This window comes from Shewanella sp. SP2S2-4, assembly GCF_031932025.1.
Lineage (GTDB): Bacteria > Pseudomonadota > Gammaproteobacteria > Enterobacterales > Shewanellaceae > Shewanella > Shewanella baltica.
On sequence record NZ_JAUOER010000007.1, the window covers coordinates 12,270 to 35,260 of the forward strand.

Genomic DNA, 22,991 nt, shown 5'->3' on the forward strand with positions numbered 1-22,991 from the left:
TTACTCCGCCTCCACTTTTTGAGTGGATGAGTGCTCTAAGGATAAAGGTTCTGTGGATGAGTCCTGTGTTGATGACGGTACAGAAGGTGTTGAGCTATCCATGTCGGCCATGTTCTGTGTATTTTCCATCGCGTGCTCGCCTGCCATATGTGCCATGTCGTGCATACCTTTCATGTCTGCCATGTCAGATGTATGCTCAGTGCCCATGTGTTCCATGCCTGCGTGCATGTCCATTCCTTCGTGACCTTTCATGCCGTCATGTGAGTCCATGTGCATGTACTGCATCACGATTTGGTCAAACATCCCTTTGCTCACTGAGCCAAAGTATTCAACCGGATTGTATTCACTCGGTTTAGCCAGTGTGGCGTAGGCCGCTGAGTCCAATGTCTTGCCCTGTTGTTTTAACTTGGCAATCCATGCATCGAAGTCGGCAGGTGTCTGAGTGGCAATCGCTTTAAACTTCATACCCGCAAATCCGGCGCCGCTGTAGTTAGCCGAGATACCGTCGAAGGTGCCTGGCTCGTTAGCGATCAAATGCAATTTAGTAGTCATGCCCGCCATAGAGTAAATCTGGCTGCCTAACTGCGGGATGAAGAAGGAGTTCATCGCAGTGTCAGAGGTGATCTTAAAGTTCACCGGCACATTGGCTGGGAACGCCAACTCATTGACCGATGCCACGCCTTGTTCTGGGTAAATGAATAACCATTTCCAGTCCAGCGACACCACTTCAACCGTGACGGGTTTAGCTTCGTGATCTAAAGGTTTGTATGGATCAAGATCATGGGTCGAACCCCAAGTGATCACACCGAGCACTATTACGATCACAATCGGCACTATCCACACGACGGTTTCAATCGCTGTTGAGTGTGCCCATTTAGGCGCATAGATTTCTTGATCACGGCCATCGCGATATTTCCACGCGAAGTACAATGTCATGGCAATCACAGGGATAACGACAATGAGCATGAGTAGGGTGGCGACGATAATCAGGTGTTTTTCATCGATACCGATTTGGCCCTTAGGGTCCAACACACCGCCATCACAACCCGCGAGCATGAATGCTACTGCCGCGATTGCCGCTTTACTTAATTTTCGAATTAACAAAGGAAGATTCCTCTAACCCTAAGGTTTACAACTCTGCCAAGCGTGAACCGGCAGTCGCACTAAGCGGCGTTATCTGAGCGCAAATCCTGAAATCCAAGAGGAATGACACAAAATGTGCCGCCATCCCGACGAAATCGAAGATCAGCTTTCAGCGCTTAATGCTTAATTTGAATTTAAAAACAGAGGGTTAAAATGGTGGGGCGCGACAACCGTGGGCGGTATGTTCGAGGGATTTTAGCCTTGGGGGTGCTAAAAAAAGTGAAGCGTTCGTTAAATCGAGATTATTGAAAAATTTGAAGCAGCAGTCGATTAAATGCCATAACTGCAGAATAACGAGGGGGTTGAGCAATAACAGGCTGAGCAGACTGGCGCCGATAAACTCGACTAAAAAGCCATTGCTGAGGCTGATGAGTTCACTAATATCGACACAACCGCCGATCAATACGTACAAAACGTCAGCTACAGGCAGCACAAACAATAACCCGAAAAACAGGGTTAGGTTTGTCATGCTAAAGGTTGAAAACCGAATAATCAGGTTCAATCTTTCAGCAATGAATTGGCTAAGAGCTAATTTCAATTAACGGGTCCGGTTGAACGGGAAAGGGAGTCAGTTGGCAGAACAAAAAATATTCAGCATGCAACTTTTTTATGCGGCAGGAGGATACCAAGAAGCGGCTATTGAATGAAAGCGGATCCCCGCGGTAAAAGGGCTTAAGCGTTAAAAAAACCTTAATTAAAACCAAATAAAATCAATAAATTTACAAAATTAACCAAAATTTAACTGATTTGGTTCTCATAAAATAAAAATGTGTGAGGCGCTTCATTTATTCGTTTTGGCTAAAGTTGATGTGTTGGCGACGGTATGGCGTGGATTGATCCCCCCATAAGCATGTGGGTTTTAGCCAACAGTCGCTTTTATCGCATACGAATGACACTGCTATTTACCCTTGCGCGCCGCACATTTTTGCATGCTGATTTTTGATGCGAGTTAAGTGTCGTGGAATGGATTTTAGCTGGGCATCTCAAATAAAAACATCAAGTTAAAACAGTGACAGTGTCAGTCATTTACGCTATTTACATTAGATAAAGCGATTATTAGACTGTGATTTCATCACAACCTTGATATCTGCTTGAGATTGATCGAGTGACTAGTGCATGATACTTGTTAACATTTAGATGTGCCAGCTAGAAGGACTACACATAAAGTCATTTATTCCATACCTTAAGGTAAATATTTTCATCGCCTTAGCTTACATTGTTGTAGGTAAATTAGGCTTGATGATTGCTTTGCCGCCTGGATATTCTGCGGCGATTTGGCCTGCTGCAGGGATTGCTATTGCCGCATGTATCCTGTGGAAAGAATATGTCCCTTGGGTTGGCGTGTTAATTGGTTCGCTGCTGATTAACATCAATATTGGCGGGCATATCCATTGGGGCTGGTTACCCTTTGCTATCTCGATTGGGTCTTGTATACAGGCTGTGCTTTCAGCCCATGTACTTGGCCGAGTCGATCATTTATTCACCTTAGATAATCCTAATACCGTCATTAAATCCTGCTTGAGCTTAGCCTTAACTTGTATTGTGGCGACCGTTTTTGGCAACAGTGCCTTAGTGATCAACGGTACGATTCCACCATCTGATTTACTGGGAAGTTTAATAAATTGGTGGACGGGGGATTTGCTCGGCGCCGTGATCTTTATCCCTTTGACTATGTTGTTATTTGATAAGCGGACTATCTGGCGTGCTCGCCGGATTCAGACGGGTGTTCCCCTGCTGGTGGGCTTTTTATTCTGCGTGGGGATTTATTACTACTCGGATATGAACCAGCGCCAACAGTTGCAGGATAAGTTTCAGATCCAATCCAATGCCGTGATTAGCAATATTGAAAGTTTTCAAGAGGCTAATCTGCAGCAAATCGTCGCCCTAGCGAGCTTGTTCGATAATAGTGAGCAGGTTTCAGAGGATGAGTTTGTGCAATTTGGCAAACGTAACATGCTGCAGCAAGATGGCTTTAGAGCTTGGTCTTGGTCGCCGTTAGTGGCGGCCGCCGATCTGCCCAGTTTTGAGGCATCGACCCGCTCAGCCATTGGCGGCCCTTACAAAGTCACGCGGCCTCAAGGCTGGCAAACTAATACCGATGGCTGGTTAGTGCCTGTGATGTACATTCAGCCAATCATAGGCAATGAGGCGGCGCTGGGATTAGATCTCAATAGCGAGCCGACACGAGCCGCTGCCGTTGCCAAAGTGCGCGCGACCTTAGCGCCTGTGATGACGGCTAAGATTCAATTAGCTCAAGATCCCAATGGCCCAGGTGGTACTTTACTCATTGCGCCCGCGTTCGACCGACTAGGTAGAATCTCAGGATTTTGTTCAGCTGTGATTGATTTGCAGAGCATTATTAATGATGTTGAGAGCGTAAAGGGACTGCAGTGGAAACTCTCCGACATGAGTGCGGGCGGTGCATTACTTTATAGCAATACCACTAAGTCGTTTCCCGCGTTTAGCAGCAAGTTATTTAGCGATAAAACTGGCCAGTATTTTCAAGCAAACCTGATGCTAGCGGATCGGCATTGGCACATAGTGATTTATCAATCCTATGCCGTGCTGATGGGCGATACTTTTAGCTTATCGCTACTTATGCTGCTCCTCGCCTTTATCACCTGTGCTGTTGTGGGTGGTATGACGCTGGTTTCCTCCGGCGAGCGCCAACGTATTGCCGAGAAAGTGACTGAAAAAACCATGGCCTTGTCGAAGGAAATTGCCCGCCGTCAGGCTTTTCAGGCTACCTTGGTACAAAGCGAGCAAAGATATCGTAATTTGTTTGATAAGGCGCCTGTAGGGCATGTGCTTAAACGTTTAGATGATGGTCAGTTTGTGGCGATTAACCCCGCATTCGAAGCGATGACGGGTTACTCACTCGATGAGTTAAATCAGCTTGACCCTTGGGATCTCACGCCAAAGCGTTATCAATTAAGTGAAACTGAGCAATTAGAGCGCCTAAAGCAAACGCGTCGTTATGGCCCCTATCAGAAGCATTATGTTCATAAGAACGGCCAGTTAGTGGCAGTGCGCCTCAACGGTGCGTTAGTCACAGGTGCCGATGGTGAACAGCTTATTCTCTTTATCGTTGAAGATATTACCGAGCAGGAGCGCACCGTTGCGCGGGTAAATCTATTGGCGCAGGTGTTCCAGCAGAGTGGTGAAGGCATCACTATCATGGATGCCAACGACATTATTGTGGATGTGAATAGTGCGTTTTCTCAGATAACCGGTTATTCACGAGAAGAAATCATTGGTAAAAACTGCCGCTTTTTAGAGGCCGAGCGTACCGACAAAGGTATCGATCCTCAAGTGCGTGCTGCCCTAGAACAAACAGGTTTCTGGCAAGGTGAAGTTTGGGACAGGCATAAGCATGGTTACGATTTCCCTAAATGGTTGATGATGTCTGTGGTGCGCGATGACGCAGGTGCGGTGAGCCATTACATCGGCAGCTTTACCGATATCAGCGAGCGTAAAGTCAGTGAGGAACGGATTCATTTCCTCGCCCACCATGATTCTTTGACGCTACTGCCTAATCGACTCAGCTTGCAGTCGCGTCTCGAAGTGGTATTCAGTGAGGCGCTGGCATCCGACAGCCAAATTGCTGTGATGTTTATCGACATGGACCACTTTAAAAATATCAACGACACCTTGGGTCATCATGTGGGCGATCAACTGTTGTTAGAGGTCGCGCGTCGTTTGAAAAACATTGTTGGTGATACTGACACTGTGGCGCGTCTGGGTGGCGATGAGTTTGTGGTCGCATTATCTGATACGAATCATGATAAGGTGGCCAGTTTAGCCGAGGCGCTGCGCAGTGGTTTGAGTCAAACCTATATCATTAATAATCAAGCATTACATTCATCGCCAAGTATAGGCATCAGTTTATTCCCGACCGATGGTGACAGTGTTGAAGCCCTGATGAAAAACGCCGATATGGCCATGTACCGCGCCAAATCGGCGGGACGCAATAACTATCAATTCTTTACTGCGGCGATGAATACCTTGATCACTGAGCGCCAGCAAATTGAAACTGGCCTCAGGCAAGTGCTCGCCAACGATGAATTGCGGCTGCATTATCAGCCACAAATTGATATCCGTACTGGGCAAGTGGTCAGTGTTGAAGCCTTAGTGCGCTGGCAACATCCTGAATTTGGCATGGTAGCGCCAGACCGCTTTATTCCCATTGCTGAAGAGATCGACATGATCATTCCTATCGGCCAATGGGTGTTAGAAACCGCGATGGCGCAGCTTGCCGCTTGGCGCGCTGCGGGTGCGACCGAGCTGCGAATGGCGGTGAATCTGTCGGCGCATCAACTCCGCAAAGATAGCATTGTCGCCGATATCACCAATGTGCTTTTAAAGCATAAGTTGGGCAAAGGAGCATTGGAGCTTGAAATCACCGAGAGTGTGGCGATGCAATATCCTGAGCAGAATGCGCGCCTGTTAGCGGAATTGCGCCAGCATGGTATCGAACTTGCGATTGATGATTTCGGCACAGGTTATTCCTCGTTATCCTATTTGAAACTCTTGCCCTTAGACAGATTGAAGCTTGACCGCTCCTTTGTGAAGGATATTGAGAGCGACCCGAACGATGCTGCTATCAGTGCTGCGACCATTTCTATGTCCCATGAGTTGGGGTTAACTGTGGTGGCCGAAGGGGTTGAAAACGAGGCGCAGTTGGTATTATTGTCGAGCATGGGGTGCGACTTAGTGCAAGGGTTTTACTTTAGTAAACCCTTAGCGGCAGAAGAGTGTTTCCGCTTTATCCAGCGTAATTTATAACGGCAGAGTGTTGTTGTTTTTCTAATGCTGGCGCAGAGTTGGACTATACTTGAGTTCGCGTTATGTATGCGTTGATCGAAATACTAAGGATGGTTTTATGCAAGTCATCTTCACCAAAGGAACCCAGCGTTATGGTCAGTTGCGCTGCGTGCGCATGGACGGTAGTGCGACCCAAACCCAAATGCCAGAACAGGGCATTGCTCCCCACGATATGATTCATTATGTGGTTGAAAAACGTCTGCATATTCAAGGGGCTTTCTTCTCGCAGGTCAGAGCTGGCGCCGATATCAGCTTCGCCTTGGAACATAATGAAACCTCCCGCGCTATCGCTGATAAAACGGAGGTGTGGCAAACCGAATCCATAGTTGAGACCCTGCAGTCGCTACTCTGGTCGGGTGAAACGCCAACCTATGACGGCTTTATTTATCTGTTAGAGCAAGCCTGCAACAGCCGTGACCTAGCCGTTCCAACCGTTAGCCAATCGGACTTTGAACATATTCTTAATGAGATTATGGATTTGAGCATCGAGTGGCAGGGCATGGGCGAAGGTCAGTCCCTGACTTTGAAGTTTTAAGCGGTTTAAAACTAATTGATTTAAAAACAACTGATTTAAAAACAACTGATTTAAAAAAAGAGCGCAGTTAACTGCGCTCTTTGTGTTACTGCGGCTATAGCGAAATTATTCCCTATGACGACGTTCTTGGCTTTGAGTTGAGCGGCCTTGGTTATGTTCTACCGAGCGAGCAGTTTGCGCATTTTGGCGTGGCTCACTTTGTCTCACTCTCACTTCTTCGCGTTGTCTCGGCGCTGCTTGTCTTGGTTGTTCAATACGTTGCGGTTCTGCGCGTCTTGTCTCAGGTCGTGGCGTTTCAACTCTTGGGGTCGCAGTTCTTGGATTTTCTTGTCTTTGTGGCTGCGTCCTTTGTTGATCGACATTACGCGGCTGTGACTCCCGAGTTTGATATTGCCTTTGCTGTGACTCCTTCGATGGCATTGGCTTTGACTGCACGGGTCTCGATTGCGCGTCATTACGATCCTTGTGAGTCGGCGTTTGTACCATAGTCGCGGATCGACGTTCCTTTAACTCGGCCTGCGTTTTTTGATAACTCGGTGCGCGGTTATCACGTTCACGACTGGCGTTGTGATAGTCCTTATTGTCACGACTCTTATGACCCTGATTACTCATATTACCCTGATTGCTATGGGTATCTTGGCGTTCTTTTGACTTCGAGTATTGGCTATTAAAGTGCTGCTTGCTGCCGCTAGAGTGTGAATCTCTGCCGCGATACTTGTCTTCGTTGTAATAGCGTTGCTTCACGACGGGGTTGTGGTAACTCACGCCACGTCTATGTTCGGGTTTATGTTTCCAAGGCTGGGCACCATAACTGACTGTGTATCTTTCACGTGGGCGATAACGATGTGAATGGCGATAGTCGATCACGACCACTTTATGGTTGTGCCAGTGGAATGAACTGAAGAAGTAGTTAAAGGAAATATGGATGCCAGGTGACCAGTAGAAATGGTTATGACTCGGACGATAGGGATAGCCAGCATAGCCGCCAAATTCCCAATACACGGGGGGATAAGCCACACCCCAGCGCCATGTACCATAAACCACGCGCGGATCATAATAGGGCACGTAGACGATTTCTCGCTTAACGGGTTCTATGATGATCTGATTGTTGGCGCGGGTGATCGCCATGTTATCCATGTCTGCTAAGCTGTTCGCTTTATCAGCCTGTTGTCTTAGGGACTGAATGCTGTTCATCACTTGGCCTTCATCTTCTAAGAAGGCTTCACCGAGTCTTTGAGTCCAGTCGAGATCTTCACTCATTTTTTGCAGCAGCGTCGGAAAAGCCAGCAAAGCTTTGACGCTCGGGTCCCAATCTTGATCTTCGGCCTGCGTCATCAGTTGATCGACCGAGGATTTGGGGCGCTGGGTTAACCAACGCTGTGCCTGCACGATTTCGAGTGGATAAGTTGAGGCAATAAGTATGTGGGTCAATAAGCTATCGGGATACAGGGCAATAGGCGCCAGCATTTGTTCGAGTTCGGCTTGGCTTGCCGCAGCGCTCGAGCCCTGGCTCACAGATACGCCCGCAGCTTGTGCTGTGGTAGTGAAAGGCAAGGCCACTAATGCCGCCGTTAACACTAGCCAATTCCATCGATGTAGTCTGTTCATGGTTTGCTCCAATAATCCTGTTCGAGGATGTTATGGGCATCATAGGCGTTTGAATATGAACATAAGCTGAAAGTATTTTGCGGTTAAAAAGTTATTTTTAACCGCAATTTAGGTGGGAATTTTAATCTATGGTATTGAAACTAAATCATTAAATTGAGTGTACAAAGCTGATGCTGAACTTGGCGCCGCCCAAGGTTTCTGAACGTGAGACTGAAATTCTGCCGTTATAGCTGTCGACTAAATCGCGCACGATCGCAAGCCCAATACCATTACCCTGATGATAGGAATCAGCACGAATACCGCGTTCAAAGATTTGATTTTGCAGTGCTTCACCGATCCCAGGTCCATCATCTTCGATGCAGATCAGCAATTGATAGGCATCGCCGGTCACGGTTAATTTAACTGTGGACTTTGCCGCTTTGCAGGCGTTGTCGAGCACGTTACCGAGAATTTCCGTGAGATCCGCTTCATCACCTTTGAATACTGCTGCGTCCGCCATCTCGCCGCTGAGATTGATTTGCGGCTCACGATAAATTTTAGCTAAGGTGCGTAATAACTTAGCGGCGACGTCATCGACGCGAATCCCTAAATGCCACGAGGCTGCCGCTGCCGTTTGGGCGCGTTTCAACTGGTGGCCAATAATGCGGCTGATCACCGACACTTGCTCGCTGGAGGCTTCGCTTAAGTCGGCCTGACTCTTGATCACCGCCAGCGGTGTTTTGAGGCTGTGGGCAAGATCGGCCAAGGCATTACGATAGCGTTTGCGCTGGGTTTGTTCGGTATTGAGCAAAATATTGAGCTGCCGCGCAACGGCTTGTAATTCAGTGGGGTACTGACTACTTAGCTGCATCGACTTACCTTGCTCGACGGAATGTAATTCTTGGGTAAAGCGCGCCAATGGTTGCAACGTCCACACTAGCCAGCTCAGTTGGAACACCAGCATGACGAACATGAGGATCAGCAGCCAAGTCCAAAGCTGTTGGTTAAATTGATCGATTTGTTGCTGAAATTCGCGCTCGTCCTTAATGATGTGAATCGTTACTGGCACGTTTTGATTTTGGCTGGCGAAACTAACGCTAAAGCTATAAATCAAATGGGGTTGTTCGGCGAGCTCGATTTGCTCAAAGGCACTTTGACCCGTTGCTGGGATGGTAAAATGTGGCGGTGGCATCATGCCCATAAAAGATTGCGAGTGCCACACGATCGTTTGTTTGCCGCTGGCATCTTCAGTGGTCGCAATGGCATACAGCCCAGATTGAATGAGGTTAAAACGATTTTCGAGTACTAATTCTGGGATAGAGATTTGCTTATTCTCGACTTCAGTCACCGCGAGTATTGAATAAACATAGGCGCTGAGTTCATTTTTGGTCGCGCTTTTAACTTGTTCGGTAAAGGCATCGTTTAAGGCGACGCCGATCAAAGGCAATAACACTAAGATAAACAATAATGCACTGGCAACTAAGCGCGCTTTAAGGGAGTTCAACACTTGCCACACAATGGCACGTTTACTCATCGGCAGCTGGCTCGGGCGTTAACGCTTTTAGGCGATAACCTTGGCCGCGCAGGGTTTCAATCAGGTTGTATTGATTATCAGGATCGAGTTTTTTACGTAATCGGCGGATAAAGACTTCAATGACGTTTGAATCTAAATCAAAATCCTGATCGTAGATGTGCTCCGTCAATACGGTTTTGGATTTCACTTCGCCTTGATGCAGCATAAAAAATTCGAATAACTTGTATTCAGAGCCGCTGAGGTTAACCAACTCTTCACCTTTACGCACTTCTAAGCTGCTGGTATTCAAGCTAAAGGGCCCGTTATAAATCAAAGGGCTGGCCTTGCCGGCAGAGCGACGGATCAAGGCTTTTAGCCGCGCGACCAGTTCTTGGGGATGGAAAGGTTTCGTCAGGTAGTCGTCGGCACCGGCGTCGAGTCCTTCAACCTTATCTTGCCAACTGTCCCTCGCGGTTAAAATCAGGATTGGGAAGTCGCGTTCCTGTTCGCGTACGCTGCGGATAAGCGCGATACCATCGAGCTTAGGCAAACCGACATCGATTATCGCCGCATCATAGTTGTATTCGAGTGCTTGAAATAAGCCTTCTTCACCATCGCTCGCCACATCGATACTGTAATGGGCATCGAGCAGATGTTGTTTTAAGTTCGCCTGCAGTTCTAAATCATCTTCAACCAATAACAATCGCATAGTTAGTTCCTCGACACTCGGCCAGTTGCGGCATCCACTGAGACTGAAAACACTTGGCCGTCATTATTGAGGAGCTTAACCCGATACCCTGAGCCGCTGGATTGCACGCTCAGAACCTTGCCTTGGTATTGGCGCTGCACCATAGCCACAGCTTGATCTGGGCTATTGACCGCCAGACGGCGCTGCTCATTCTTCGCACCTTGGTTGCGATCATTCTGTCTATCATTGCCTGCCATGCTGCCAAAGGAGGCAAACAAGCAAGCGATTAGGGCCAATGTCAAACCAAGTTTCATATCTGGTACCCGCAATGTTCGGCGATCTTAAGTTAATGAGTGAGATGGATAACTTATCGAGTCGACTAAGAATACCTCATCACCTTAACAAACACATAGAGATCAGCCAATTGGTTGGCACAATTCCATCAAAATTAACTTTGGTAGTCATTTTGTTATTCGTGACAGAACTGAAGCTCTGTCAGCGAGTCTATTCCTATGCTCGCATTCAATATGCCCTAGTGTCGGCTAATCCAGATGAACTAAGGCTGAACGTATTGTCGCGCTAAGAACACTAAATGTTGATGTTCAGCTTATGTTCACCTTCATTGCACTTTAATGGCTCCAATTTGAACGGATTATCCATGGGGTATTCAAGATGAGCACACTCAATAAACAAGGTATGGCAGCCACAGTTAACAGTCAGGTTAACACCCATTTCGTTAAAGCGACGGCCATTGCCGCGCTGTTTTTAGCGTCCACTGCCGTCAGCGCTCAGCCCCGCGAACTGGAATCATCGCAAAGCTTAACGCCATTTACTGCGGCCAGTGTCGGCATTGCCAAAAAAGCTGAAAACAGCGAGCAAGCAGCCGAGCAGGAACAGCAAGCTTTAGCCCTGTTACAACAAGCTGCGCCCGCAAAAAATGTCACTGAAGCCGCTGCTGCAGCCGTTAAATCCTTGGCGCCCGCGTTATCCTCTAAAGCGCCGACGGCAAACCGCGTGCAACTAATGGGCGCATCGCCGATGACGCGTGAGCAAGTGACTGCGAAACATGCGAGCCAAGGCATGCCGAGTTCGAGCGCGACCAGTGAAGATCCCTACCGCGCCCCTGTGTATCACAGCTTTTCGATTTTTGATGCCAGCAGTCGTTTGTTCGAAGACTTTGACTACGATGGGTTTTATCAAACCTTTAGCGTGACCTTCGACGTCGATGTTAACGGCGCGTATCTTAATGAAAGAGCTGACTTATTTGCCGAGCTTTATCTCAGTCGTGATGGCGGCCCTTGGGTGCATTACTACACCACGGACGTGTTTACTATTTATGGCGATTCAACACAGGACGATTATGAAGTGCTGACCACGCTCTACACGGGTTATGCGACGGACCACTACGATGTGCTAATCGATGTGTACGAAGTGGGTTACAGCGATATTGTCGCGACCATCAGTGCCGATGAAACCGATGGTTTGTATGCGTTGCCACTGGAAAGTAGCGATCGAGACAGAGAGCCTGAAGTTATCGTCGTCGAAGAAAGTGGCGGTAGCTTATCGGTATTGGGTCTGTTGTTCCTCGGTTTGTGTGCTGGGCTGCGGATGAATCGTACTCGCGGCTAATCACCCTTTTTTCTCTCTGTGTTTATCTCAGGTAAATAGGGCTAGTATGGTCAGGTTAATTTAACTAAATGGAGATAAATATGATTGCTCAAGGTCAAACATTACCAGCAGCTACATTAGGCCAACTAACGAAAGATGGCATGGTGAATCACCAAGTTACTGAACTGTTCGCTGGTAAAAAAGTGGTATTGTTTGCTGTACCCGGTGCTTTTACTCCGACCTGTTCTGAAGCGCATTTACCTGGTTATGTGGTATTAGCCGATCAATTTAAAGCGAAAGGCGTGGATTTGATTGCCTGTGTATCAGTGAATGATGCCTTCGTGATGAAAGCCTGGGGCGAAGCGCAAAATGCTTCTGAATTGATGATGTTAGCCGATGGCGATGCCAGCTTTACTAAAGCGTTAGGCTTAGAAATGGATACAGCTGGTTTTGGTGGCGTGCGTTCACAACGTTACGCCATGATCATAGATAACGGCGTAGTGACTCTGCTGAATGTTGAAGAGCCAAAGGCTTTTGAAGCCAGTAAAGCCGAAGTGGTTTTAGCTGCACTGTAATGATTAAGGTCCGAACGTAATCGGACATCAAAATAAATGGGAGCTTAGGCTCCCATTTTTATTGGTATTTTAGTGGGTTAAGCGGCCCGCGACTGCGGTGCTAAGTTACCAACATCGGCAATGCCTAAACTGGTCTCAATATCCTCGACGCTCTGCTGTACTTCTTGGGCGATGACTTCACTCTGTTGTGAACTGGTTTGCGCCTGTTCTTTTAAACTATCCATAGTGCGCACAAATTGATCGAGATAATCGACTTGCTCCTTGGCATTGAGCGAGCCTTGTTTGGCGGTATTGGCCATGTCACTCGCTTGATTTTGCACCGTTTGCGCCACTTGCCATAGGCTTTGAGCGCGCAGTTTTTGGCTGCTGGTGGCCTCTGCTATGCCATCGACACTCTCACTGAGAGCATGATTCGATTGGGTCAGTTGCTGCAGAATCTTCACGATTTCATTTAAAGACACTTGGGTGCGCTGACTTAAATTTCGCACTTCATCGGCGACCACGGCAAAGCCGCGACCTTGCTCTCCCGCCCGCGCAGCTTCAATGGCGGCATTGAGGGCGAGTAAGTTAGTTTGTTCGGCGATATTGCCAATCACATCAATGATTTTCGACACGTCCGTCACTGAGTTATTCAGGCTTTCGAGGGAAGCATGGCAAAGGCCAACGGCGGTTTGCGTCTGCTCGGTTGCGCTCAGTACGGCCTCGGCCTGTGTTTGACTCGACTGCATTTGGCGCATGGTTTCGGCGGCGCTGTCTTCCACGAGTGCCGAAGTGTGGCTCACCTCATTGGCGAGGCTGCGGATATGTTCGGTCTGTGTTTGCGTATCGGCCACAATCGTTTGGGTGTGCTCTGTGTGCTGCGATAGCTGAGTAATGCGCGCCACCAGTTGGCTTAATGATTGAGAAACCTTAGTGATTTGCTGGCGTTGTGCCTCGTCTTCCTGTTCAAACCTGTGTAGCAACTGGTTGAAATGACCCGCGATTTGGCCCGTCTCGCAGCGCCGATTAATGTCTAAACGCTCGCGGCTGTTCGATTCGCTTAATTTCATAAAGGCTTGGTTGAGACGTTTTAACGGTTTGACGACGCGGTTTTGCTGCAGGATTAAATAACCTATGGCAAACAAGGCCATGATGGAAACCATAGTGTAGAGGATCAGTTGTAGCTCATATTTCAGCTGTTGATTCTTTGCTGCTTGCGCCTCACCTAAGCCAATAAGCTGTTGTTCCACATTGCTAATCGCTTGAATGAGTTGATCTTGCATCTCTTGGTTGGCTTGCAGCAATTGGTGGGTATTAGCGACTTCTTTATTGTATCGATTGGCGAGACTCAGCAGTTCACTACGGTCACTTTCGCCGACTTCAACCTGTTCCGGTTCGCTGGCACCGAGGGCAAATTCATCGGCTTCTTGCTGCTCATATACACCGATTAACGGCAGTGCGCTGAGGGCGTCGTGCCACGTATTGAGCTCTTTGCTGGTGCTGTCTAAAATGCCCTTGAGTTGCTGATTTTTGCCGATGAGGTAGCCATCGGTTAGCTGGGAAAGTTGGTAGACGATGGAAGGTAAATCGCGGCTCAATTGCAGATATTGTTCGGCGACCGCAGCATTTGTGGTTAAGCCTTTATCGGCATAACTGCCCAGACGACGGTTATAGTCGAGCATTTCAGATTCGGCGTGGGCCAGCAGTTGCCTAGGATTGCCAGCGAGTTTACCCGCGGCGCGGTACTTGGTATCTAAATCTTGAATGAAGCTGCTTAGGCTAGCTTGCAAGTCATTATCGGTAGCGCCCATGGTAGCGAGATTAAGCTCTGTAAGCTGGTTCTTAATGGCGCTGAGTTTGGTTTTCGCTTGTTCCAGTTGGCTAGCGTTGCCGCTCGCGAGGTAGCCGTCGAGATCGCGGCGTACGCCGACGAGGAAGTCTTCTTGTATGCTTTGCAGTGTGAGTGTTTGCTGTTCTATATTTTGTCGCTGATCACTGCTCCACAGCACTACGGCCGCCAATAATCCCGCGAGCAATAACAACAGGGCAGAAGCAGAGAGCGACAGCGTTGAAATTTTCATTTTGCAATCTTCATAATTGTCAGAGCCAGTTAACTGTTCTGAGTTTATGAATTTAGCGTGACATTAATATGACAAGCGCCCACATGAATGTCAGCGTTGTCATTTGATTTGTCGATATGTGATCTCGCGCTATTCCAGCGGCAGCCACACTTGGGCTCTTAAACCGCCTTCGGCGCGGTTGGAGAGGGTGACTTGCCCTTGGTGTCTATCGATAATCCGTTTGATGATGGCGAGACCTAGGCCTGAGCCGACACTGCCTCGGGCGATATCACCTTGGGTAAAGGGTTGAAATAGTTTGGTGATTTGTGACTCGTCGATTCCTGGACCATTATCTTCAACACTAAAACCGATACGTTTGCCATCGAACTGCGAGCTAATGCGGATCCAGCCAGAACCATAGCGAAAGGCATTTTCGACTAAGTTACTCAGTACCCGCTTGATGGCAATCGCTTGGAATTGGGCTTCGGGGCAGTCAGTTAATACTACTTCAATTTCACCGGCGCGATTGGCTTCTGCTTGAGCGACATCTTGAATGAGTTTATTGATTTGCCCTAGCTCACGGCTGGTTTCCTGATCTTGGCGAATATACGCAATAAACTGGCTGATGATGGCGTCCATATCTTCGATATCGTTGACTATGCCATCTTTAAGATATTGATCTTCCTCAACCATCATTTCAGATGCGAGACGAATACGGGTGAGCGGCGTGCGCAAGTCGTGGGAAATCCCCGCCATCAATAGCGCTCTGTCCTGCTCCAGTTGTTTCATGCTGTGCGCCATCTGGTTGAAGGCGTTAGTCACTTCGACAATTTCACTCGAACCATTCAGCGGCAAGGGATCGGGGAATTCACCGCGGGAAACGGCAATCGCGGCTTTTTGTAGTCGTCTAAGTGGACGGTTTTGTTGGCGGGCAAACCACCACCCCCCGGCGACGCTGAGGGCGCCAATGACCATTAAATAGAGGGTCAGCGGCGAAAGATCTGAAACATTTTGGCCGATAAGCGGCACTTTTATCCAAATCGAAGGCGCCTGTGGTGGACGGATCCAAATCTGCAATACACTGCCGTGGGTGACGCGCACTTCGGCGTCGCCGCCGAGATATTCCGACATCTGCGCCGACCAGAAACCATAGTAGGTCGCTTGCTCAATGCCAGCTTCACGCGCTTGCTGTTGATTGTAGATTTTCATGCCATCGTCGTGGACTTTGGCATTGAGGGCATCGACTATGGTTAAGTGTTCGCGGCCAATATCTATGCCATCGACAAACAGCAATTTGACTTGGCGAGCGATTAACTGATTGATTTGCTGGTAGCTTGGCTTAAGCACATAAACGGCAACTGTGACGTAAGACACCAGCTGATTGATCAGCAATAGACAACCAATCAGCATCACGGTTTGGCTAAACGCGCTGCGAGGCACAAACCGCCACCAAAACTTAGCTTTCATCGGGGGCTCAATAACCGCAGCAGATTAAGATGGCAGCGCGGCTCATCGACGCGCGGCGCCATCGGGCACAAACACATAACCTAATCCCCACACAGTTTGAATGTAGCGCGGATTCGCAGGGTCTTTTTCGATTAAACGCCGCAGACGTGACACTTGCACGTCGATGGAGCGTTCTAGCGCCGAATAATCGCGGCCACGGGCGAGGTTCATCAATTTATCCCGAGACAAGGGCTCGCGTGGATGGGTAACTAGCACTTTAAGCACGGCAAACTCACCGCTGGTGAGCGCAATCGATTCGTCGCCGTGGTACATCTCACGGGTGGCTAAATCCAGCGAAAACTCACCGAAGCTGATCTGCGCTTCCTGCTGGGCTGGCGCACCGGGCACATCTTGGGTTTGGCGACGCATCACGGCTTTGATCCGTGCGAGCAATTCCCGTGGATTAAAAGGTTTTGGCAGATAATCGTCGGCGCCTAACTCTAGGCCAATAATACGGTCGACTTCATCGCCCTTGGCCGTCAGCATCACGATCGGAATAGGATTACCTTGCTGGCGCAAACGGCGGCAGATAGATAGGCCATCTTCACCGGGTAACATCAAGTCGAGCACGAGTAGATGGAAGTTTTCGCGTTCTAATAGGCGGTCCATCTGCTCGGCATTGGCCGCGCTGCGCACCTGATAACCTTGCTCCATCAGGTAACGCTCGAGTAACGCTCGCAGGCGCATATCATCATCGACGACGAGGATTTTCGAGGTTTCTTGTCCCATGGGATGTCCTTTAATTGCTCAGATTGGTGCTTATTCTACTGACGAGAAACAGTTAAGATTAACCAACTGGCTGAAATTGAAAACGAATCTGCCTAATATAGCCGCATTCAACCAAGGCGACTAGCTCACCTTAGTAACTTGAATGCGATAAATGCTGATATTGATTGCCCAATGTTAATACTAAGCAAATGAAATTGCATGGGAATACTCGCGTTTATTCACGCTATAGCTGAAATTGTAACTAAATGGGCATCAGCAACTTTTGGCGCATTTATCGTTTGTTGCCACTCGCTGAGTGGCAAAAGAATTTTTATTAGTCCAAAATCATAACTCTCTGATTAAAAATTATTAGGCGTTTATGCACTTGTCCATGAGTTATAAAAATGCTTCGAAATGGGGCTTATTAGTCCTGTTGATTGGATTGGTGCTAAGCGCGTTATTAACAGGGTTGACGGGGCGCATGAACGCCCAAAAGATTGAGCAAGCCTTGCGCGAGGACGCGGAGCAAATCAGTGAGAACGTGATTAACCGTATCACCTTATATCAATATGGTTTACGCGGTGCACGCGGCACGATAGTCACTGCGGGTGAGCATGATATTAGTCGTGCTAGCTTCCATCGTTATAGTTTAACGCGGGATGTGGACCATGAGTTTCCCGGCGCCCGTGGATTTGGCTTTATTCGTCGAGTACCCAGTGCCGATGAAGCGGCATTTATAGCAAGAGCTCGTCAAGATGATTGGCCTGACTTTAATATTCGCCAACTTAACGCTCATGATGGCGAAAGATACGTTATTGAATATATTGAGCCTGTAGACCGCAATAAAGCTGCCGTTGGCTTAGATATTGCGTCAGAGGCACATCGTAAAGCCGCTGCCGATGCGGCTATGTTATCCGGTGAAGTGCGCTTATCTGCACCCATCACATTAGTGCAGGCTACGGGTAGGCCGCTACAATCATTCTTAATTCTGCAGCCTATTTATCGCACGGGTTTAGTACCTAAATCACAACAGGATAGACTTTCAGCTGGGTATGGTTGGAGTTATGCCCCCTTAGTGACGAACGAAGTTCTAATGGGATTAGCGTTGAATCAGAAGATGACTAAGCTGTTGCTTAGCGATATCACCCAAGCTGAGCGTCCCATCAGTTTTTTTGAAACACACCCTGATGAGGCGTCTCCATTATCTGCATATCGCCATAAAATGACGAAAGACATTTTTGGTCGTCAATGGCAGATAGAAGTCATCGCTTATCCATCATTTATTAAGTCATTGCATCTTAATCAACCCAGTTTAGTGCTGTTGAGTGGCAGTTTGTTTAGCCTGCTTTTAGCCGCATTAATTGCCATGTGGTCCATCAGTTTGCAGCGTAAGCAGCAGGTGCTGCTTGAACAGGCAAGGCGCGCTAGCATGTTGGAGCATTCTCTCGATGGCATTATCAGTTATGACACTAAAGGCCAAATTACCAGTTGGAACCAAGGTGCGGAGCAGCTATTTGGCTATACCGAGGCGCACGCTCTTGGCCAGTCGTGTTGTAAATTGATTGTTCCTGCCAGCATAGTGCAGGAAGAAAGAGCATTATTCGCCGAAGTGTTAGCGGGTAAAACCTCTTTAAATCGGATAACTAGCCATCAACGGCAAGATGGTAGTCATTTATCGACCTCAACTACGGCCGTGCCTATTTATGACGAGCACGGCAAGATAGCTGGCATGAGCCAAACGATCCGCGATATTACAGCGCAGCTTGAAGCTGAACGACATATTTTAAGCTTGAATGCGAGTCTCGAACGGCAAGTCACCAAGCGTACCCATGCGTTGCAGCAGGCGTTACTCGAAAACCAAACCTTGCTCGACACTATTAATCAACAGCTACTCTATTCCGTTACTGACCCCAATGGCGTCATCTTAGAGGTGAATGATAACTTTTGCCGCATTAGTGGCTATTCGCGTGAGCAACTGGTGGGGAAAACCCATGCAATACTTCAGTCAGGTGAACATGATGTGTCTTTCTGGCGATCTATGTGGCAACAGATAAACTCGGGACAGTCTTGGCACGGTGAAATCTGCAACCTTGATAAGCATCAAACGTTGAAATGGTTCGATACTGTGATTGGTCCCGTTTTTGATGAATACGGTAAAATTGAACGTTTTGTGGCATTAAGGATTGATATTACCGACCGTAAGTTGACACAGATTGAGAAAAATAACTTAGGGTCATTACTGACTAACGTGCTCGATGCCGCCTCTGAAATGTCCATCATAGCCACTGATGTGCAAGGGAATATCACCATTTTTAACCGTGGAGCAGAGCGCTTACTCGGTTATTCAGCCGAGGAAATGATAGGTCAATCTACCCCTGCGCCTCTGCACTTGCTCGAGGAGGTGATGATAAGATCTGCAGAGTTATCCGCTGAATACGGTAAAGACATTCAAGGCTTTGATGTTTTTGTTTATAAAGCAAAAGCCGAAGGTTCTGAAACTCGCAATTGGACCTATGTGCGTAAAGACGGTAGCCAGTTCCAAGTGTCACTTTCTGTCACTGCTATGCGTGATAGTGTTGGCGAGATTATTGGTTATTTAGGCATTGGCGTCGATATTTCACTGATGTTACTGCAGCAACAAGCACTGATGACGGCCAGTAACCATTTAAGTAAGGCAGCCGAAGTGGCTCAATTAGGTATCTGGACTTGGAATCTGCTCGGTAATTCGCTTGAATGGAATGAACGTATGTTTGCGATTTACGATCAGCCTGAAAGTCTTCGTGAACAAGGATTAACCTATGAACACTGGTCGATGCGGGTTCATCCTGACGATATTGCTTTTGCTGATGCTAAATTGAAAGGCGCTGTGGAAGGAACGGCGCAATATGACCCTATTTTTAGGGTGGTAAGGACAGATGGCTCGATTCGCTACGTTCAGGCAGCCGCCCAAGTTGAGCGCGATAAACAGGGTCATGCGATTAGAGTGATTGGGATTAATTTAGATATCACTGAACAGCAACAATTGGAAGAAAGCTTGCGAGAAGCTAAGCAGGAGGCCGATGCGGCGAGTGCGGCTAAGTCTGCATTTTTAGCCAATATGAGCCATGAAATTCGCACCCCAATGAATGCCGTATTAGGCATGCTGCAATTAATTCAATACACCTCTTTGTCTAGGCAGCAGCAAGATTATGTTAATAAAACTCAAACGGCCGCTAAGTCCTTATTAGGACTGCTGAACGACATTCTCGACTTTTCTAAAATTGATGCTGGCAAGTTAGTACTCGATCTTCATCCCTGTTCGATTGAATTGCTGATGCGGGATCTTGCCGTTGTACTGTCGGGTAACCATGGTGATAAAGATGTCGAGGTGATGTTTGATCTCGACACGGCTTTACCTCCTTGGCTGTTAGCAGATCAACTTAGATTGCAACAGATCCTCGTTAACCTCGCGGGTAATGCCCTTAAATTCACTCACCACGGTCAAGTGATTGTCGGCATTGAATGTTTACGCCATGAGGCAGATACAGTCACAGTACAAATTTCAATTACCGATACGGGTATTGGTATCAGTGATGAGCAGATTGAGCGGATTTTTACCGGATTTGAACAGGCAGAATCCTCAACATCACGCCGCTTTGGGGGCACAGGGCTCGGGCTAGCAATAAGCAAAAGGCTTATCGGCCTTATGGGCAGTGAGTTACATGTGACCAGCAAGGTGGGTGTTGGAAGCCGTTTCTGGTTTGATATGACGTTTCCTATTATACAAGTCGAACAAACTCGGCACACAGACCTTAGCGGATACCGTGTGTTAGTGGTTGATGATAATGAATTGACGACGGAGATTTTAGAGAAAATTTTGACCGGATTTGGGTGTGAGGTTGAAACTGCCTTAGGTGGATATGCGGCTCTAGAGAAGGTTAAAAAATCCCATGACAAATCGGTACCGTTTGATGTGGTGTTGATGGATTGGCGTATGCCAGACCTTGATGGGTTACAAACCGCCGAAATGCTGCGTAACTCAGACGCGAATAATCAGACTCCGCTGGTGGTGATGTTAACGGCCTACGGCCATGAAGTGATTGCCGAGAGTCAGCAGATTAGACATGTCCCTTTCGTTAATTTCCTCACTAAACCTGTGACATCGCAGATCTTGGCTGAAGCTGTGTTAAATGCCATCGAAGGTAAGACAATGGAGGCGCACCCTCAGCCGCGTTCACAGCGATTTTTAGCAGGGCTAACCATATTAGTGGTGGAAGATAATCAACTCAATCGACAAGTTATCGATGAGCTATTGAGTTATGAGGGCGCGAATGTCGTATTGGCAGAAGGCGGCATGGAAGGTGTTTCCTTGGTGCTCGAGAGTGGTGACTTATTCGATATTGTCATCATGGACATGCAAATGCCCGATATGGATGGATTGGAGGCGACTCGACGTATCCGAGCTGATGAACGTTTCGCAGCATTACCGATACTTGCGATGACAGCTAATGCTTCACAGTCCGATAGGCAAGAGTGTCTCAATGCGGGTATGAATGACCATGTTGGCAAACCCATCGATATGCCATTATTACTACCGAGTATTTTGCGCTTAGTTGGCCGTGAGGATATGACCTCTGCTGAATTTGAAGGGCACTGGCCTGAAGCGACGCAGGAGCAGAGTGATGAGCAATTACTCGATGATATTCGCCTGATCCTGCGTCGTTTTGGGGGGAATCAGTCTTTCTTCCAAAAAATGGCCAAAAGTTTTGCGCCTGAAATGATGAAGCAACTCGCGCTCTTTAAGCAGTCGACTAAGATATTTGATCACTCAACGGCGGCGGCGATTAGCCATGGTATTAAAGGCATTGCCAGTAATTTTGGTGCTCGGCGTTTAGCTGCGCATGCGGCTTACATAGAGAAACAGTTTAAGCAAGAATGCCCTGAACTGATTGATATTAAGCGCTGGACGGATACGTTAGAGGTACTCATTAATCAGAGTAGTCAGCAGCTTTCAACCTACTTTGAGGTGGAAGAATTTAATGCAGTTATTAGCGATAATGTAGGAAAAGCCGTGTATTCTTCGGTATCGGTGCAAAGTGTTAAGACGGACCTTAATACCCTAATGAACCTATTAAAAGAGAACAATTTAGAGGCTATAGCCTTAACTGACCAGTTAGCTGAATTGCTGTCAGGCCATCCACAATGGTCCATATTGCATGGGCAAGTGCAAGCGCTCGATTTTAATCAGGCATTAGATACGCTACGGATTATCATGTTGGAGGAGGCGTAATGCATCTTGCAGAATTAATTGCTCGGCCCCAAAGTGAGAAAGGTAAGATCCTCATCGTTGATGATCAGCCGCTCAATATCAAAATACTGCATCAACTCTTCAATGAAGAGTATGAGTTGTTTATGGCGACCAATGGTGAGCAGGCGATAGCCATATGCCAGAAGGTACAGCCAGATTTAGTGCTGTTAGACATTGAAATGCCTGGTATGTCGGGTTTTGACGTTTGCCAACATCTTAAAGCCGATCCTGAAACCGCGACTATTGGGGTTATTTTTGTCACGGCTCATTTTGATGAAGTGCAAGAAGTTAAAGGTTTTCAGCTGGGTGCAGTCGATTTTATCCATAAACCTATCAATCCAATTATCACCACTGCGCGGGTAAAGAATCAGTTTACCCTCAAGCGACAATCCGATCTGTTGCATTCCATCGCGCTGCTTGACAGTTTAACGGGCGTCGCCAATCGACGTCAGTTTGAGCAGCGACTTCCTGAAATATGGAAACATTGCTGCCGCAACGAGTTAGCCTTATCTGTGGTGATGCTAGATGTGGATTTTTTTAAACGTTTTAATGATCGTTATGGTCATCAGGAAGGTGACCAATGCTTGCGGCATGTTGCAAAAGCCATAAGCGATTCTCTGCTGCGCGCGACTGACTTTGTTGCACGTTATGGCGGGGAGGAGTTTATTTGTATTCTGCCAGAAACCAAGCTTGTCGGTGCCATTCATACGGCACAGAAGATAGTAAATGCAGTACAAGCTTTGCATCTTGAACATCTCGAGTCGAGCTTCCAAGAAGTGACGATTAGTGCGGGTGTCGCGAGCGTGCTACCCAAAAGTGATTTGACTTGGCAAACACTGATCGAAACAGCGGACCAGCAATTGTACTTGGCGAAAGAGAGTGGACGTAACCAAGTAGTGGGCCTAGGGCTTTAGCCTGTGAGTTTGTATGTGATTTTTAGCGTGCATTTTGTGAAATTGCCGCTGTTTTTTGCTCAGC

The 22,991-nt window shown here is 47.7% G+C and carries 15 protein-coding genes; 6 read left to right on the forward strand and 9 right to left on the reverse strand.

The features are described from left to right. Together cyoA and Q4Q54_RS07520 are read right to left on the reverse strand one after the other, a co-directional pair. Entirely contained in the window at nucleotides 1-1,104 is a 1,104-nt protein-coding gene (gene cyoA, locus Q4Q54_RS07515) for a ubiquinol oxidase subunit II (protein WP_311988113.1), read from the reverse strand. Nucleotides 1,105-1,291: 187 nt separating this feature from the next. Then, complete coding sequence (locus tag Q4Q54_RS07520; RefSeq protein ID WP_006079495.1) at nucleotides 1,292-1,681, reverse strand: hypothetical protein; 390 nt, start codon at nucleotides 1,679-1,681, stop codon at nucleotides 1,292-1,294. A gap of 599 nt (nucleotides 1,682-2,280) precedes the next feature. Between Q4Q54_RS07520 and Q4Q54_RS07525 the strand changes: the two genes are divergently transcribed. Beyond that, on the forward strand, nucleotides 2,281-5,928 hold the full coding sequence (locus Q4Q54_RS07525) for an EAL domain-containing protein (protein WP_311988114.1): 3,648 nt from the start codon (nucleotides 2,281-2,283) through the stop codon (nucleotides 5,926-5,928). Between the two features lie 97 nt (nucleotides 5,929-6,025). Further along, nucleotides 6,026-6,502: a hypothetical protein gene (locus tag Q4Q54_RS07530; protein ID WP_006084642.1), complete on the forward strand. Its 477-nt coding sequence runs from the start codon at nucleotides 6,026-6,028 to the stop codon at nucleotides 6,500-6,502. A 105-nt stretch (nucleotides 6,503-6,607) separates the two neighbouring features. Here the strand turns inward: Q4Q54_RS07530 and Q4Q54_RS07535 are convergent, their stop codons facing one another. The 4 genes from Q4Q54_RS07535 to Q4Q54_RS07550 all read right to left on the reverse strand — a co-directional run bounded on the left by Q4Q54_RS07535 (nucleotide 6,608) and on the right by Q4Q54_RS07550 (nucleotide 10,604). Further along, nucleotides 6,608-8,110, reverse strand: a complete 1,503-nt coding sequence (locus Q4Q54_RS07535; protein WP_311988115.1) for a DUF3300 domain-containing protein — start codon at nucleotides 8,108-8,110, stop codon at nucleotides 6,608-6,610. Nucleotides 8,111-8,258: 148 nt separating this feature from the next. Continuing rightward, nucleotides 8,259-9,623 carry an ATP-binding protein gene (locus Q4Q54_RS07540; RefSeq protein WP_311988116.1) on the reverse strand — a complete coding sequence of 455 codons (1,365 nt, stop codon included), beginning with the start codon at nucleotides 9,621-9,623 and terminating at the stop codon, nucleotides 8,259-8,261. Continuing rightward, on the reverse strand, nucleotides 9,616-10,311 hold the full coding sequence (locus tag Q4Q54_RS07545) for a response regulator transcription factor (RefSeq protein WP_311988117.1): 696 nt from the start codon (nucleotides 10,309-10,311) through the stop codon (nucleotides 9,616-9,618). The genes Q4Q54_RS07540 and Q4Q54_RS07545 overlap by 8 nt, the downstream gene beginning before the upstream one ends. A 2-nt stretch (nucleotides 10,312-10,313) precedes the next feature. Continuing rightward, the gene (locus Q4Q54_RS07550; RefSeq protein ID WP_006079501.1) at nucleotides 10,314-10,604 is read right to left on the reverse strand and encodes a PepSY domain-containing protein; all 291 of its coding nucleotides are present in this window, start codon (nucleotides 10,602-10,604) and stop codon (nucleotides 10,314-10,316) included. A 358-nt stretch (nucleotides 10,605-10,962) separates the two neighbouring features. Between Q4Q54_RS07550 and Q4Q54_RS07555 the strand changes: the two genes are divergently transcribed. Continuing rightward, nucleotides 10,963-11,919, forward strand: a complete 957-nt coding sequence (locus Q4Q54_RS07555; protein WP_311988118.1) for a choice-of-anchor H family protein — start codon at nucleotides 10,963-10,965, stop codon at nucleotides 11,917-11,919. 80 nt (nucleotides 11,920-11,999) lie between these two features. Continuing rightward, complete coding sequence (locus Q4Q54_RS07560) at nucleotides 12,000-12,473, forward strand: peroxiredoxin (RefSeq protein WP_311988119.1); 474 nt, start codon at nucleotides 12,000-12,002, stop codon at nucleotides 12,471-12,473. A 77-nt stretch (nucleotides 12,474-12,550) separates the two neighbouring features. Here Q4Q54_RS07560 and Q4Q54_RS07565 read toward each other — a convergent pair whose 3' ends face one another. The 3 genes from Q4Q54_RS07565 to ompR form a co-directional block, all read right to left on the reverse strand. After that, nucleotides 12,551-14,533 carry a methyl-accepting chemotaxis protein gene (locus tag Q4Q54_RS07565; RefSeq protein WP_311988120.1) on the reverse strand — a complete coding sequence of 661 codons (1,983 nt, stop codon included), beginning with the start codon at nucleotides 14,531-14,533 and terminating at the stop codon, nucleotides 12,551-12,553. A gap of 129 nt (nucleotides 14,534-14,662) precedes the next feature. Then, a complete protein-coding gene (gene envZ, locus Q4Q54_RS07570) occupies nucleotides 14,663-15,979 on the reverse strand; it encodes a two-component system sensor histidine kinase EnvZ (RefSeq protein WP_063882184.1) in 1,317 nt (438 codons plus the stop codon). Nucleotides 15,980-16,021: 42 nt separating this feature from the next. Beyond that, nucleotides 16,022-16,747, reverse strand: a complete 726-nt coding sequence (gene ompR / locus Q4Q54_RS07575; protein ID WP_006079507.1) for a two-component system response regulator OmpR — start codon at nucleotides 16,745-16,747, stop codon at nucleotides 16,022-16,024. 358 nt (nucleotides 16,748-17,105) lie between these two features. On the opposite strand from ompR, the gene Q4Q54_RS07580 reads away from it, so the two are divergent. Further along, a complete protein-coding gene (locus tag Q4Q54_RS07580) occupies nucleotides 17,106-21,995 on the forward strand; it encodes a PAS domain S-box protein (protein ID WP_311988121.1) in 4,890 nt (1,629 codons plus the stop codon). Continuing rightward, nucleotides 21,995-22,927, forward strand: a complete 933-nt coding sequence (locus Q4Q54_RS07585) for a diguanylate cyclase (RefSeq protein ID WP_311988122.1) — start codon at nucleotides 21,995-21,997, stop codon at nucleotides 22,925-22,927. Before Q4Q54_RS07580 ends, Q4Q54_RS07585 begins: the two co-directional genes overlap by 1 nt. The last annotated feature ends 64 nt before the right edge of the window (nucleotides 22,928-22,991 follow it).

Coding starts and splice junctions, on each gene's coding strand:
- Q4Q54_RS07540 (WP_311988116.1), bottom strand. CDS start 9,623: ATGAGTAAACGTGCCATTGTGTGGCAAGTGTTGAACTCCCTTAAAGCG.
- Q4Q54_RS07545 (WP_311988117.1), bottom strand. CDS start 10,311: ATGCGATTGTTATTGGTTGAAGATGATTTAGAACTGCAGGCGAACTTA.
- Q4Q54_RS07530 (WP_006084642.1), top strand. CDS start 6,026: ATGCAAGTCATCTTCACCAAAGGAACCCAGCGTTATGGTCAGTTGCGC.
- Q4Q54_RS07565 (WP_311988120.1), bottom strand. CDS start 14,533: ATGAAAATTTCAACGCTGTCGCTCTCTGCTTCTGCCCTGTTGTTATTG.
- Q4Q54_RS07525 (WP_311988114.1), top strand. CDS start 2,281: ATGTGCCAGCTAGAAGGACTACACATAAAGTCATTTATTCCATACCTT.
- Q4Q54_RS07535 (WP_311988115.1), bottom strand. CDS start 8,110: ATGAACAGACTACATCGATGGAATTGGCTAGTGTTAACGGCGGCATTA.
- Q4Q54_RS07580 (WP_311988121.1), top strand. CDS start 17,106: ATGCACTTGTCCATGAGTTATAAAAATGCTTCGAAATGGGGCTTATTA.
- Q4Q54_RS07560 (WP_311988119.1), top strand. CDS start 12,000: ATGATTGCTCAAGGTCAAACATTACCAGCAGCTACATTAGGCCAACTA.
- Q4Q54_RS07585 (WP_311988122.1), top strand. CDS start 21,995: ATGCATCTTGCAGAATTAATTGCTCGGCCCCAAAGTGAGAAAGGTAAG.
- Q4Q54_RS07550 (WP_006079501.1), bottom strand. CDS start 10,604: ATGAAACTTGGTTTGACATTGGCCCTAATCGCTTGCTTGTTTGCCTCC.
- envZ (WP_063882184.1), bottom strand. CDS start 15,979: ATGAAAGCTAAGTTTTGGTGGCGGTTTGTGCCTCGCAGCGCGTTTAGC.
- Q4Q54_RS07555 (WP_311988118.1), top strand. CDS start 10,963: ATGAGCACACTCAATAAACAAGGTATGGCAGCCACAGTTAACAGTCAG.
- ompR (WP_006079507.1), bottom strand. CDS start 16,747: ATGGGACAAGAAACCTCGAAAATCCTCGTCGTCGATGATGATATGCGC.